The following is a 13,436-nucleotide window of genomic DNA, read 5'->3' as shown; positions in this document are numbered from 1 at the left end:
GCTGCGCAATGACGGCCGGAGTGGCTGCGCAGGGACAGCCCCTGCGCAGTGAGAGGCGGTGTCAGTGCGCAGCGGCGCGGCGCGGGGGAGCGGGCGGCACTTCCTTCGCGGCCACCACAAGCTCCAGGGGAATGACGACGTCGGCCCGGCGGGTGCGGACGGTGCAGGAACCGGCGTCGCACGCCAGCAGGTGGCCCAGGGCGTCCGTGAGGCCACCTTCAATCCGGTAGCGCACCACCACCCGGGTTCCGGGCTCAGCCGCGGCAAGGAAGCGGACGGGGGCGGACACTGGCAGACTCACCAGTTCATACTAGGCCGCCGGCTAGGTTAGCGGGAAAGGGCTGGGAGATAATAGGCTCAGATGTCAATAGTCCGGCCGTGCTGCCGGATGCAAGAGCCGGCGGGCAAGCCGGAACCCAACGTGGAGAGGCCAGGGACGTGACGTACGTAATCGCGCAGCCGTGTGTGGATGTTAAGGACAAGGCATGCATTGAGGAGTGCCCGGTCGACTGCATCTATGAGGGCGAGCGTTCGCTGTACATCCATCCGGACGAGTGCGTCGACTGCGGCGCCTGCGAACCGGTGTGCCCCGTGGAGGCCATCTACTACGAGGATGACACCCCCGAGGAATGGGCTGACTACTACAAGGCAAACGTCGAATTCTTCGATGACCTGGGGTCTCCGGGCGGCGCGGCCAAGATCGGCAACACGGGCAAGGACCACCCGATGATCGCCGCCCTGCCGCCGCAGAACCAAGACCACTGACGCGGACGGGAAACGTGACCGCAGCAGTGAATTCGTTTGGCCTGAACCTGCCCGACTACCCGTGGGAGGCCATGGCCCCCTACCTGGCCAAAGCCTCGGAACACCCGGGCGGGGCAGTCAATCTGTCCATCGGGACCCCAGTGGATCCCACCCCGCAGCTGGTCCAGGATGCACTGAAGGCGGCCGCGAATGCCCCCGGCTATCCCACCGTTCACGGCACTCCCGCGCTTCGGGAAGCCATCGCGGGCTGGTTTGAACGCCGGCGCGGTGTGGCGGGCCTCGACCCCCGCAACATCATGCCGACAGTGGGGTCCAAGGAACTTGTTGCGTGGCTCCCGCTGCTGCTGGGCCTCAGGTCCGGAGACGTCGTCGTACGCCCGAAGGTGGCTTACCCCACGTACGATATCGGCGCCACCCTTGCCGGGGCCACCTCGGTGGCCACGGACAACCTGGACGAGCTTGACGACGCCACGCGTGCACGCGTGCGCCTCATTTGGGTCAATTCCCCGGGCAACCCCACGGGCAGTGTCCGCGACGCGGAGTCACTGAAGGCGCTGGTGGTCCAGGCCCGTGAAATCGGCGCTGTGGTGGCATCGGACGAATGCTACGCAGAGCTTGGCTGGGGCGACTGGGACGTCCAGCGCGGCGGCCGGCGCGTCCCCAGCATCCTCGATCCCTACGTGGCAGGCGGCTCGCACCAGGGCCTTCTCGCCGTGTACTCGCTGAGCAAACAGTCCAACCTGGCGGGCTACCGCGCAGCCTTCGTTGCCGGTGATCCGGACCTGATGCCCAACCTGGTCAACAGCCGCAAGCATGCAGGCATGATCGTCCCCTACCCGGTCCAGGAGGCCATGCGGGTGGCGATGGGGGATGACACCCACGTTGAGGCCCAGAAGGACCTGTACCGGGGCCGCCGTGAACGCCTGGTGCCCGCGCTGCTGGACTTCGGCCTGGAGATCAAGGAGTCCGACGCCGGCCTGTACCTGTGGTCGACGGCGGGGGAGGACACGTGGGCCACGGTGGCCCGCCTGGCTGAGCGCGGCATCGTGGTGGGCCCGGGAGTCTTCTACGGAGAGGCGGGCAACGGCTATGTCCGCGTGGCCTTGACCGGATCCGACGAGCGGATCGATGCAGCCGTTGCACGGCTGGCCGGGTCCGGCTCCTAGGGACACGTAATATTCGTGTGACTCGCCCCACATCCGGCGCATTTTAGGCCGGATGGGAAGCTCGCGGATTAGTGACACCCGCCAAGGAGCGGTACTTTTTAAGTTGACGATCAATGGTGGCTTTCTACAAGAAGGCAGCCCGGGTGTTGGAACCTGTCTTCTCAGGCTCAAGTGCGCGGCTCACCTGATGTTGGATCAAGCTTTCGACAGAGGCCGAAGACGCCTCATGAAGGGGACTCCATGACTGAGACCAACAATGCTGCGACCCTGCTCCACGCAGGTGGCGAGCTGAAGCTCCCGCGCATCCAGGTTGTTGAAGGGAACGAAGGTTACGACGTCTCCAAGCTGCTCAAGCAGACCGGTGCCGTGACCTTTGACCCCGGCTTCATGAACACCGCAGCAACCACCTCCGCCATCACCTACATCGATGGCGATGCGGGCATCCTGCGCTACCGCGGATACCCCATCGAGCAGTTGGCGCAGCACTCCAGCTTCCTCGAGGTGTCCTACCTGCTGATCTACGGGAACCTGCCCACGCCCACGGAACTGGACGAGTTCGACCAGAAGATCCGGCGCCACACCCTGCTGCACGAAGAGCTCAAGGGCTTCTTCGGCGGCTTCCCCCGCGACGCGCACCCCATGCCGGTGCTGTCCTCGGCCGTGTCCGCGCTGTCCACCTTCTACCAGGACTCCCTGGACCCGTTCAACGCCGAGCAGGTGGAGGTTTCCACCATCCGCCTGATGGCCAAGCTGCCGGTCATCGCCGCGTACGCACACAAGAAGTCCATCGGCCAGCCCATGCTGTACCCGGACAACTCCATGAACCTGGTGGAGAACTTCCTGCGCCTGAGCTTCGGCCTCCCCGCCGAGCAGTACGAGCTGGACCCGGTCATCGTCAAGGCACTGGACCTGCTCCTCATCCTGCACGCGGACCACGAGCAGAACTGCTCCACCTCCACCGTGCGCCTGGTGGGCTCCTCCAACGCCAACCTCTTCGCCTCCGTTTCGGCAGGCATCAACGCCCTCTTCGGCCCTGCCCACGGCGGCGCCAACGAGGCAGTGCTGAAGATGCTGCGCCAGATCCAGGCCGAGGGCCTCAAGCCCGAGGACTACATGGAGAAAGTCAAGAACAAGGAAGACGGCGTCCGCCTGATGGGCTTCGGACACCGCGTCTACAAGAACTACGATCCGCGCGCCAAGATCGTCAAGGCCACGGCCCACGAGATCCTCAGCAAGCTCGGCGGCAACGACGAACTGCTGGACATCGCCATGCGCCTGGAAGAGAAGGCGCTCAGCGATGACTACTTCATCCAGCGCAAGCTCTACCCGAACGTGGACTTCTACACCGGCCTGATCTACAAGGCCATGGGCTTCCCCGAGAAGATGTTCACCGTCCTGTTCGCCATCGGCCGCCTGCCGGGCTGGATTGCCCAGTGGCGCGAAATGATCAGCGACCCGAACACCAAGATCGGCCGCCCGCGCCAGCTGTACATCGGCGAGCCGGAGCGCGACTACCCCGCCCGCTGATCCCCTGCCCGTCAGGGACAGCAACAGCCATGACGACGACGGCCGCCCACCTTTCACAGGTGGGCGGCCGTTCCGCGTTAATCACCATCCATTGCTCCGCACTTGTCGTTTTGGGGCTCCATAACGACAAGTGCGGAGCAATCGATGGGGAGGGCAGGGTCAGGAGGCGTAGCCCTGGGGGTTGTTCTTCTGCCAGCGCCAGTGGTCCTCGCACATCTGGTCCACGGTCTTGGTGGTGGACCAGCTCAGGTCTGCCAGGGCTGAGGTGGCATCGGCCCAGAACGCCGGAAGGTCGCCTGCGCGGCGGCCGGTGATCTCGTAGGGGATGGGCTGGCCCACTGCCTTCTCGAAGGAACGCAGGACCTCCAGGACAGAGGAGCCCTTGCCGGAACCGAGGTTCCAGCGGAAAACACCGGTGCGGTCCGCGATGTGGTTCAGCGCCGCCACGTGTCCTTCGGCGAGGTCCACCACGTGGATGTAGTCGCGCAGGCAGGTGCCGTCCGGGGTGTCGTAGTCGCCGCCGAAGACCATGAGCTTCTCGCGCCGGCCCACGGCCACCTGGGCAATGAACGGGACAAGGTTGTTGGGAATGCCCTGCGGGTCTTCGCCGATACGGCCCGAGGGGTGTGCGCCAACCGGGTTGAAGTAGCGCAGCAGTGCTATGTGCCAGCGCGAGTCAGCGGCGCCGAGGTCCGAGAGGATGTCCTCGATCTGTTCCTTGGTGCGCCCGTACGGGTTGTTGGCGCCGATCTCCATCTTTTCCACGTACGGGATGGGGTTGTGTTCCCCGTAGACGGTGGCCGAGGAGCTGAAGACGATGGACCGGACGTCGTGCCTGTCCATGACGCGGACCAGGTTCAACGTCCCCACCAGGTTGTTGTAGTAGTACTTCAGCGGCTCGCGCACTGATTCACCCACGGCTTTGAGGCCCGCGAAATGGATGACGGCCTCGATGCCGTTTCCGGCGAACACCTTTTCGACGGCGGCCTCGTCCACCAGGTCCACGTTGTGGAACTCCGCGGTCTTGCCGCTGAGTTCGGCAACGCGGCGCAGCGACTCCTCGCTGGAATTGACCAGGTTGTCGATGACGACCACGTCGTGGCCGGCTTCCTGCAGGGAAAGAACAGTGTGGGAACCGATGTAGCCGGTGCCCCCTGTGACCAAGATTTTCATGCCTCAACGCTATCCCACGTGCAGCGTTGCCCGCCGCTGTGTCCCGGATGGCGGGCGGACTGTGACAAGGCAGATAAAGCACAAGTGTGCTAATAAGAATGGTGCCCAAAATCGTAGACGCCGATGCCCGGCGGCAGGATGTGGTCCAGGCGGTTCTCCGCATCATTGCCGTGGACGGTCTCGAGCGTGCCTCGCTCCGGGAGGTTGCGGACGAAGCAGGACTGGCGGTCGGCTCGGTCCGGCACTACTTCCAGGGCAGTGAGGAGCTCCTGGCGTTTACGTTCGGCACGGTGGTGGACCGGGTGGCCGGCCGGCTGGAAGCCCTGCTGCCCGCCGTGCTTGGTGCTGCCGCAGCCAGCCCCGAACAGCGGGAGGCTGTTTTAACCCTTCTGGGCGGCATGCTTCCCCTGGACGAGGAAACAGCTGTGGAAGCATGTGCGTGGCTGGCTTTCAAGAACGCCGCCCGCATCAGGCCGTTCCTCGCCGCGGAGGCGGACCGCAGCCACCGCGAAATCGCAGCCATCATGGGCGCACTCGTCGCAACCCTGCTCCCGGATGATGAACCGCAGGAGAACCTGGTGGTGGAGGCCGAACGGCTCCTGGCGACGCTGGACGGACTGTGCATGCACGCCTTGCTCCAGCCCGGCTGGATGACGGCGCAGATGTGCCGCGACGTGCTTGAGCGCCACCTGGACGGGATCGGACGGTAAGGGATCAAATGGCTGTCCTGCACTTCCGTGGACTGCCTGCGGGAATAGACTGAGTCCGGGTAGGCCGGGCCGGAAATGACGCCCGGCACCGGTAGGCCAGGAAAGGACTTTGGATGCAGCACGCAAGCGGTTCAGGGTGGCAGATCACCACCGACACATCCGGGCCGATGATGATTGCTCTTTACGTCCGGGACGCCGCCGGCCTGAACGGCGTGGGCCGTCCCATGCTGTCCCATGCATCACCCAAAGTCCGCTCGGCGGACCATAAGCACCTGACCGCGGATGTTGGCGGCCTCAGCGCACTGAAGACCGAGTGGGAGGCCTGGTGGGAGCAGCTGCTCAAGGCGCACCCCCACACCTCCCCGGAACTGTCTCCACCCGATTTCGAAGCGTTCGGCAACTCGCCGGCGCTCCAACGGCTCCTGCAGGCCCATTTCGGCTCTGCCCTCACCTGGGCCAGGGAACGCAGGAGCGAATACGCCGAACTCGAAGCCCAGCGCGTGGCCAGCGGAACGGACCAGCTGCTCGGGGACATGGTGGACGACCGGCTGATGGAGGTGGGGCGGGACTCCCGGGATTTCACGCTGACCATCATTGAGCTGCCGCTGGACGAGCAACGGGCCTGGTACCTGGAACCGGACAAGATCATCATGAGCCATGAGTTGATGGGCCAGCCTGAGCTGTTCCGCAGCTACGTCCAGCCGGTGCTGGAAATCCTGGTCTAGCCCCTGCAGGGAGGACGACGGCGGGAGGTCACGTGCCGCCGTCGTCCTGCCGTACGGTGATGCGCACCTGCCCGGCGGCGGCCCCCGACGCCTGCCATCCGTCCCCGCCTGGCCGGTCCCAGCTGCGGCCGGCGACTTCCACCTTGGTCACCGCCAGGTCCTTGGCATTCGCAACCGCCCACTGGGCCACCGACCATGCCAGTGCCCCGTCCGCGTCCACTACCAGGGTGGCGCCGTCCACCTGCGCATCCACGCCGCCGTACGCCTGCTCCAGCTCCGTCACCACTGTTGTTGAATTCCCGCCTGCCGTCGGGGAGCGCAGCGTGCACTGGACTCCCGCCGGAGTCTGTCCGGTCAGCCCGGAAGCGAAGGCCCGGCCCATCTCCTCGTGCTGGGCATAGGCCTTGGGGTAGGCGGAACGCTGGACCTGCTGGGCCGCGTCAGTGATGTCCAGCGTTTCGTACCCAGGGATCTTCACCAGGGCGTCATAGAAGGCGTTGACGGCGTAGTACGGGTCCATGATCTGGGCCTCGGTGCCCCAGCCCTGGGAAGGCCGCTGCTGGAAGAGCCCCCGCGAGTCAGGGCCGGCCTGGTCGCCGTGGCCGATGTTGCGCAGCTTTGACTCCTGCATGGCAGTGGCCAGGGCAATGGTGGCGGCACGCGGAGGGAGGCCCCGCCGGACGGCCGCGGCGGTGATCAGGGCTGCGTTGGCCGCCTGGTCCGGCGCCAGTTCCCCGGTCCGGCCGCCGGCCGTGGCTGTGCAGCGCTCCGAGACGAGGGTCTCGGAACGCTGCACAAAGTAGACCGCCGTGTAAATGCCTCCCGCTGCCAGTGCCAGGGTGAGGAGCAGCACCGCCAGGCGGCGCAGGCCGCGCCTGCGCGCCACAGACAGAGGTGCCACGAAGAGACTAGTTGGCGTGCAGGGCGTCGTTCAGTTCCACGGTCTGGCCCTTGCGGGGGAGAGCCTCCACCGCGCCCGTGGTGGAGTTGCGGCGGAACAGCAGGTTGGGGACGCCGGAAAGCTCGGCAGCCTTGACGATCCTGGTGGTGTCCTCGCCCACCTCGTCCTTGGGGCCCGGGACGCGGACGCGGGTGCCCGCCGTGACGTAGAGGCCGGCTTCCACCACCGAATCGTCACCGATGCTGATGCCCACGCCTGAGTTTGCCCCGAGCAGGACCCGCTCGCCGATGGTGATCTTTTCCTTGCCGCCGCCTGACAGGGTGCCCATGATGGACGCGCCGCCACCCACGTCGCTGCCGTCCCCGGTCACGACGCCCGCCGAGATGCGCCCCTCCACCATGGAGGTGCCCAGAGTCCCGGCGTTGAAGTTCACGAAGCCCTCGTGCATGACGGTGGTGCCGGCGGCGAGGTGCGCACCCAGGCGCACCCTGTCGGCGTCGGCAATCCTGACCCCGCTGGGGACCACGTAGTCCACCATGCGCGGGAACTTGTCGATGCCGTAGACGGTGACAGCGCCCCGCCGGCGCAGCCTGGCGCGCGTCAGTTCAAAGCCCTCGACGGCAGCGGGGCCGAAATTGGTCCACACGACGTTGGGGAGCTTGGCGAAGATGCCGTCCAGGTTAATGGTGTTGGGCTGGACCAGGCGGTGCGAGAGAAGGTGCAGCCGGAGGTAGGCGTCCGCGGTGTCGGCGGGGGCTTCGTCGAGGTTGATCTGGACAAAGACCACCTTCTGCTCCGTGCGGCGGTCCTGGTCTGCGCCGTTCTCAGCGATGGCGGTCAGGGCTTCGTCGGCGTTTTCCACCGAGCGGAGGTCCTCGGCCGCAACACCGAGTGACGGTGCCGGGAACCAGACGTCCAGGACCGTGGTGTCGCTGCCGGTGGTGGCGATGGTGGCCACACCAAAGCCATGGGCGGAACGGTCTTCAGTGTTGGAGGTCAGGGTTTCGGGCACGGCGGAGGAAGCAGTCTCAGTCATGTGCTCAGTCTATCGAGGGCCGGGCAGGCGGTTCGAACTAGACTGGCTTCGTGACTGCTGAAACCGCCCCCGAATCTTCCGTGTCCACCCTTGACCTGCACCAGGACGTTGCGCTGCTGACCGCGGCACTCATGGACATCAACAGCGTGTCGGGCAATGAGAAGCAGCTCGCGGACGCCGTCGAAGCCGCATTGCGGGGGATTCCCCAGCTCACGGTGGTGCGCGACGGTGACGCCATCGTCGCCCGCACCGAACTGGGCCGCGCCGAACGGGTCATCCTCGCCGGCCACCTGGACACGGTTCCGTTGCCCCTGACCGAAGGTTCCAGGGGCACTGTCCCGTCCAGCTGGGAATCCGGCGTTCCGGGTGAAGGCGTCCTCTATGGCCGCGGAGCCACCGACATGAAGGGCGGCGTGGCGGTCCAGCTGGCGCTGGCAGCACGAATGTTCGACGGCGGCGCGCAGCCCAAGCGGGACGTCACCTTTGTGTTCTACGACCACGAGGAAGTTGAGGCTGTGAAGAGCGGGCTGGGACGCCTGGTCCGGAATCACGGCAACCTGCTCCAGGGGAGCTTTGCCATCCTGCTGGAGCCAACGGACGGCACGGTGGAGGGCGGCTGCAACGGCACCAGCCGGTTCGAGGCCAGCACAGCGGGCGAGGCCGCACATTCGGCGCGGGCATGGATGGGCAGCAACGCCATCCACGCAGCAGCCCCCATCCTGGCCCGCCTGGCCTCATACGAACCGCGGACCATCAACGTTGACGGGCTGGACTACCGGGAAAGCCTCAACGCGGTAAAGATCAACGGCGGCACCGCCGGCAATGTCATCCCGGACCGCTGTGTGGTGGAAATCAACTACCGGTTCGCCCCGGACAAGACGCCGGACCAGGCCGAAGCCCACGTCCGGGAACTGCTGGCGGGCTTCGACGTGGTCCGCACTGATGCCGCCGCGGGAGCGCGTCCTGGCCTGCAGCACCCGGCTGCCGCCTCCTTCATTGCCGCCGTGGGAGCCGAGCCCAAGCCCAAATACGGCTGGACCGACGTCGCGCGCTTCAGCGAACTGGGCATCCCCGCGGTGAACTTCGGCCCGGGCGATGCACTGCTGGCGCACAAGGACAACGAGCACGTCCACGCCGATGCCGTCCGCAAGTGCCTCGCCGCGCTGCAAAGCTGGCTCGCAGGCTGACGGTCCTTAACGGAAAAGGTCCGGAACTCCCCACGGGAATTCCGGACCTTTTCTGTTGCAGCTTCAAAGCTAGGGAGCCGCAGCTTCCAGGACGTCGGGTTCGGCCTTCGCCGTGCCGCCGGCCGCCTTCTTGGAGCCGCGGCGCTCGATCCATACGGCAAGCCGTGAAACCGAGATGTTGATGGCGATGTAGATGGCCGCCGCCACAAAGAAGATGGGGAACAGGTACTGGGTACCCAGGAAGTCCGCCATGACCTGGACGGCCCGCAGCAGCTCGCCGTACGCCACGATGTAGCCCAGCGAGGTGTCCTTCAACAGAACCACCATCTGCGCAACGAGCGAGGGCATCATGCGGCGGATTGCCTGCGGCAGTTCGATCAGCATGCGCGACTTGTAGCTGGTCAGGCCGATGGCCAGGCCGGCTTCCCGCTGCCCCTTGGGGAGGGACTGGATACCGGCCCGGATGATTTCGGCAAAGACCGCCGCGTTGTACAGCACCAGGCCGGCCACCACGGCGACGAACGCGGAGGTGCCGAAGCCCAGGAGGATGAAGAGCATCATCAGGACCACGGGCATGCCGCGCAGGAACTCCAGGATGACCCGCATGGGTACCCGGATGGCGGCGGCGTCCGAAATGCGCAGGAGGCACAGCAGCAGGCCCAGCGGGAACGCGATGACTGCGGCAAGTGCCGCTGCCGAGAGGGTGGATCCCAGCCCGTTGCCGAGGAGGCGCCAAACATCGGCACGGGTGAAGATCTGCCAGCGGCGTGCTTCGAAGATGCCCTGCTGGGAAAGGGTCAGGACAACCCAGGCCAGCAGGCCAAGAATCAGCAGGCCGCCAATGATGGAGGCAATGAGGGAGACCCGGCGGGCCTTGGGACCCGGGACGTCGTAGAGAACGGAACTCATCGGGCAATCGCCACCTTTCGTTCCACCGTGTTGGCGAGGATTCCCAGCGGAACGGTGAGGAGCAGATAGAAGAACGCAGTGCCCAGCAGGACCGTTATCACGGCGTCACCGTTGGCGTTGGCCAGCTGGCGGCCGTAACCGAACAGTTCCAGGACGAAGAAGGCACCGGCCACCGAGGAGTTTTTGACCAGGGCGATCAGGATGTTGATCAGCGGCGGGATCACCGTGCGCAGTGCCTGGGGGAGGATGATGAGAGAGAGAACCTGGCCGAACTTCATGCCGATGCTGCGTGCAGCTTCGGCCTGGCCCACAGGCACGCTGTTGACGCCCGAGCGGACAGCTTCGGCGATGAACGCGGCGGTGTAGGTGCTGAGGGCAATGATTGCGGCGATCTCGAACTGCTCGAACTTGACCCCGATCCGGGGGAGCACCACCGCTGCGAAGAAGAATGCGATGGTCAGCGGCGTGTTGCGGAGGACTTCCACGTACACGGTGCTGAAACCGCGAAGCGCCGCGACCGGGGAGACGCGTGCCGCGGCAAGCAAGGTGCCAAGGATCAACGCGAAGATGCCGGAGACAACGGAGAGAAAAAGAGTGCGGAGAAAACCCTCCCAGTACAGGGGCAGGTTTTCAAAGATGACGTCCATAAGATCCTTCGGCTGTAAGCGTGGACGGATTAAAGGCGGTGCCGCCGGGGCTGCTGAGCAGCCCCGGCGGCGCGGCGGACGCTACTTAGTAACGGTTGATGGCCGGGAGGCTGGGGGCGGTCTTAATGACCGAACCCGCAGTGGCTTCCCAGGCCTTCTTGTAGGAGCCGTCCTTTTCGAAGGATTCGAGCTGGTCGTTGATCCAGTTGCGGAACTCGGTGTCGCCCTTCTTCAGGCCGATGCCGTAAGGCTCCTTGGTGAAGGTCTCGTCGGAAGCGAGCTTGAAGGCGTCCGGCTCCTTGTCAACGAAGCCGGCGAGGATCACGTTGTCAGTGGTCACGGCTTCAACCTGCTTGTTGCGCAGCGGCTCCAGGCAGGCGGAGTAGGTGGCGGCCGGGACGAGCTCGGCGCCGTACTTGTCCACGATCGTGGCGGCCGGGGTGGAACCGGTGACGGAGCAGACCTTCTTGCCCTTGACGTCCTCGGGCTTCTTAATGGTGTCGTTGTCCTTGTTCACCATGAGGGCCTGGCCGGCTTCGTAGTACGGGCCGGCGAAGTCCACAACCTGCTTGCGCTTGTCGCTGATGGTGTACGTGGCGATGACCAGGTCAACCTTGCCCTGCTCGATGAAGGGCTCGCGGTTGGCGGAAACGGTCTCGGACCATTCGATCTTGTCTGCGGGGATGCCCAGCTTGGCGGCGATCAGCTTGCCCATTTCAACGTCGAAACCTACGGGCTTGCCGTCCAGGCCCACCTGGCCGAACAGCGGCTGGTCGAACTTGGTGCCGATCTTGATGGTGCCGGCGGAGGACAGCTTCGCCATGGTGGTTCCGGCAGCGAACGACGGCTTCTCAACGGGGCTCGGGTTGCTGGAGCCGCCTGAGTCTCCACCGCCGCAGGCGCTCAGTGACAGTGCGAGGGCAGCGGTAGCCGCCACGACGAAGGACTTTCGCCGGGACATAAATGCCTTCATGACATTCCTTTCATTGGTGGCCGCGGGTTTTCCGGCCTGGATGCGATCTGAAGTGTGGTTGTTCGGTAAGTCAGTGGGTGAGGAGCTTGGACAGGAAGTCCTTGGCCCGGTCACTCTTCGGGTTGGTGAAGAACTCCTCCGGGGTGGCGTCCTCCACGATCTGGCCGTCCGCCATGAAGACCACGCGATCGGCGGCCTTGCGGGCGAAGCCCATCTCGTGGGTGACCACGATCATGGTCATGCCTTCCTTGGCGAGCTGGACCATGACGTCCAGGACCTCGTTGATCATTTCGGGGTCCAGCGCTGACGTGGGCTCGTCGAACAGCATCACCTTCGGCTTCATTGCCAAGGCACGGGCGATCGCAACGCGCTGCTGCTGGCCGCCCGAGAGCTGGGCCGGCAGCTTGGGAGCCTGGTGGCCCACGCCCACGCGTTCCAGGAGCGCCATGGCGTCCTTTTCCGCTGCCGCCTTGGAAACACCTTTGACCTTGATCGGCCCCAGGGTGACGTTTTCAAGGATGGTCTTGTGCGCGAACAGGTTGAACGACTGGAAGACCATTCCGACGTCGGCGCGGAGCTGTGCGAGTTCCTTGCCTTCCTCGGGGAGGACTTTCCCGTCGATGCTGATGGTTCCGCCCTCGATGGTTTCCAGGCGGTTGATTGCCCGGCAGAGGGTGGACTTACCGGAGCCGGAGGGCCCGATGACCACAACAACCTCGCCCTTGCGGACCTGGAGGTTGATGTCCTTCAAAACGTGCAGCTGGCCGTAATGCTTGTTAACGGCGTTCAGGGAGACGAGAGCATCGCCGGGCACATGAGTAGTCATAGGAAAGAATCTAGCGAACAACCGTGGGTTATGACGCCAATCACCCCAAGTTCATGCTGATCGTGATTCAAGAGATACCTGGAGTTGGAGGTTAGCCTAGGGGAATGAGCATCAACGCAGATCCGGCCAAGAATACCCAGCCGCGCCGTAAGGGGCCCCTCGAGCTGCGCCGCAAGCAGGCGGCCGTGGAAATGTCGGACCAGCACCTGCTCGATACGAAAGGCCCCGGCCAGTTCGTCCATACCGACCCGTGGCGGGTCCTGCGGATCCAGAGCGAATTCGTCGAGGGCTTCGGCGCGCTGGCGGACATCGGGAAGGCCGTCAGCGTCTTCGGCTCAGCCCGCACCAAGCCCGGAAGCGTGTACTACGAGATGGGCGTGGAAGTGGGGCGCAAGCTCGCCGAAGCCGGCGTCGCCGTGATCACCGGGGGCGGCCCGGGTTCCATGGAGGCGGCCAACCGGGGAACGGTGGAAGGCAACGGCGTATCGGTGGGTCTCGGCATTGAACTGCCCTTCGAGCAGGGCCTGAACCAGTGGGTGGACCTGGGCATCAACTTCCGCTACTTCTTTGCCCGCAAGACCATGTTCGTTAAATACGCGCAGGGCTTCATTGTGCTGCCCGGCGGCCTGGGCACCCTGGATGAGCTGTTCGAGGCCATGGTCCTGGTCCAGACCCGGAAAGTGACGTCCTTCCCCATCGTCCTCCTGGGCGTCGACTTCTGGGGACCGATGATCGAGTGGATCAGGGGCACCCTGGTGGCCGAGGGCATGGTCTCCGAGAAGGACCTTGACCTTATCCAGCTGGTTGATGACCCCGCCGAAGCCGTGGACCGGGTCCTCCACGGCGCGGTGGCCCCGTCACTGAACGGGGAACAGCGGCCGGAGTAGCTGC

General features: G+C 65.2%; 15 protein-coding genes. 7 read left to right on the top strand and 8 right to left on the bottom strand.

What is annotated here, in order from left to right; genetic code table 11:
• Positions 1–61 precede the first annotated feature (61 nt).
• On the bottom strand, positions 62–301 hold the full coding sequence (locus PUN51_RS00730; protein WP_275179574.1) for a putative acetyltransferase: 240 nt from the start codon (positions 299–301) through the stop codon (positions 62–64).
• A 137-nt stretch (positions 302–438) separates the two neighbouring features.
• Between PUN51_RS00730 and fdxA the strand changes: the two genes are divergently transcribed.
• The 3 genes from fdxA to PUN51_RS00715 all read left to right on the top strand — a co-directional run bounded on the left by fdxA (position 439) and on the right by PUN51_RS00715 (position 3,458).
• A complete protein-coding gene (fdxA, locus tag PUN51_RS00725) occupies positions 439–765 on the top strand; it encodes a ferredoxin (protein WP_013601705.1) in 327 nt (108 codons plus the stop codon).
• A gap of 14 nt (positions 766–779) precedes the next feature.
• Positions 780–1,931 (top strand): succinyldiaminopimelate transaminase, encoded by a 1,152-nt coding sequence (dapC, locus tag PUN51_RS00720; protein ID WP_224026579.1) that lies wholly within the window; start codon positions 780–782, stop codon positions 1,929–1,931.
• A gap of 240 nt (positions 1,932–2,171) precedes the next feature.
• Positions 2,172–3,458 carry a citrate synthase gene (locus PUN51_RS00715; protein WP_056334606.1) on the top strand — a complete coding sequence of 429 codons (1,287 nt, stop codon included), beginning with the start codon at positions 2,172–2,174 and terminating at the stop codon, positions 3,456–3,458.
• Positions 3,459–3,617: 159 nt separating this feature from the next.
• Here PUN51_RS00715 and galE read toward each other — a convergent pair whose 3' ends face one another.
• Positions 3,618–4,631, bottom strand: coding sequence for a UDP-glucose 4-epimerase GalE (galE, locus tag PUN51_RS00710; RefSeq protein WP_275179573.1), 1,014 nt, complete (start codon positions 4,629–4,631; stop codon positions 3,618–3,620).
• A 101-nt stretch (positions 4,632–4,732) separates the two neighbouring features.
• Between galE and PUN51_RS00705 the strand changes: the two genes are divergently transcribed.
• Both PUN51_RS00705 and PUN51_RS00700 read left to right on the top strand, forming a co-directional pair.
• Entirely contained in the window at positions 4,733–5,341 is a 609-nt protein-coding gene (locus tag PUN51_RS00705) for a TetR/AcrR family transcriptional regulator (protein ID WP_275179956.1), read from the top strand.
• 113 nt (positions 5,342–5,454) lie between these two features.
• Positions 5,455–6,066 carry a hypothetical protein gene (locus PUN51_RS00700; RefSeq protein ID WP_159631480.1) on the top strand — a complete coding sequence of 204 codons (612 nt, stop codon included), beginning with the start codon at positions 5,455–5,457 and terminating at the stop codon, positions 6,064–6,066.
• A 28-nt stretch (positions 6,067–6,094) separates the two neighbouring features.
• Here PUN51_RS00700 and PUN51_RS00695 read toward each other — a convergent pair whose 3' ends face one another.
• Both PUN51_RS00695 and dapD read right to left on the bottom strand, forming a co-directional pair.
• Positions 6,095–6,952: a hypothetical protein gene (locus PUN51_RS00695; protein ID WP_275179955.1), complete on the bottom strand. Its 858-nt coding sequence runs from the start codon at positions 6,950–6,952 to the stop codon at positions 6,095–6,097.
• 22 nt (positions 6,953–6,974) lie between these two features.
• A complete protein-coding gene (gene dapD / locus PUN51_RS00690; protein WP_275179571.1) occupies positions 6,975–8,003 on the bottom strand; it encodes a 2,3,4,5-tetrahydropyridine-2,6-dicarboxylate N-succinyltransferase in 1,029 nt (342 codons plus the stop codon).
• Positions 8,004–8,053: 50 nt separating this feature from the next.
• Between dapD and dapE the strand changes: the two genes are divergently transcribed.
• Positions 8,054–9,190, top strand: a complete 1,137-nt coding sequence (gene dapE / locus PUN51_RS00685; protein ID WP_275179570.1) for a succinyl-diaminopimelate desuccinylase — start codon at positions 8,054–8,056, stop codon at positions 9,188–9,190.
• Between the two features lie 69 nt (positions 9,191–9,259).
• On the opposite strand, the gene PUN51_RS00680 is transcribed toward dapE, so the two are convergent.
• The 4 genes from PUN51_RS00680 to PUN51_RS00665 form a co-directional block, all read right to left on the bottom strand.
• The gene (locus PUN51_RS00680; protein WP_224026575.1) at positions 9,260–10,099 is read right to left on the bottom strand and encodes an amino acid ABC transporter permease; all 840 of its coding nucleotides are present in this window, start codon (positions 10,097–10,099) and stop codon (positions 9,260–9,262) included.
• Complete coding sequence (locus PUN51_RS00675) at positions 10,096–10,746, bottom strand: amino acid ABC transporter permease (RefSeq protein ID WP_018768597.1); 651 nt, start codon at positions 10,744–10,746, stop codon at positions 10,096–10,098. Before PUN51_RS00675 ends, PUN51_RS00680 begins: the two co-directional genes overlap by 4 nt.
• Positions 10,747–10,831: 85 nt before the next feature.
• On the bottom strand, positions 10,832–11,719 hold the full coding sequence (locus PUN51_RS00670) for a glutamate ABC transporter substrate-binding protein (RefSeq protein WP_141159890.1): 888 nt from the start codon (positions 11,717–11,719) through the stop codon (positions 10,832–10,834).
• Positions 11,720–11,789: 70 nt separating this feature from the next.
• Complete coding sequence (locus PUN51_RS00665) at positions 11,790–12,545, bottom strand: amino acid ABC transporter ATP-binding protein (protein WP_026265670.1); 756 nt, start codon at positions 12,543–12,545, stop codon at positions 11,790–11,792.
• A 104-nt stretch (positions 12,546–12,649) separates the two neighbouring features.
• Between PUN51_RS00665 and PUN51_RS00660 the strand changes: the two genes are divergently transcribed.
• Positions 12,650–13,432, top strand: coding sequence for a TIGR00730 family Rossman fold protein (locus PUN51_RS00660; protein WP_159631485.1), 783 nt, complete (start codon positions 12,650–12,652; stop codon positions 13,430–13,432).
• Positions 13,433–13,436 lie beyond the last annotated feature (4 nt).

The sequence above is a fragment of the Arthrobacter sp. NQ4 genome (assembly GCF_029077345.1).
Taxonomy (GTDB): domain Bacteria; phylum Actinomycetota; class Actinomycetes; order Actinomycetales; family Micrococcaceae; genus Arthrobacter.
Note: the sequence above shows the minus strand (reverse complement) of the source record. Positions and strands in the feature narration are given on the sequence as shown.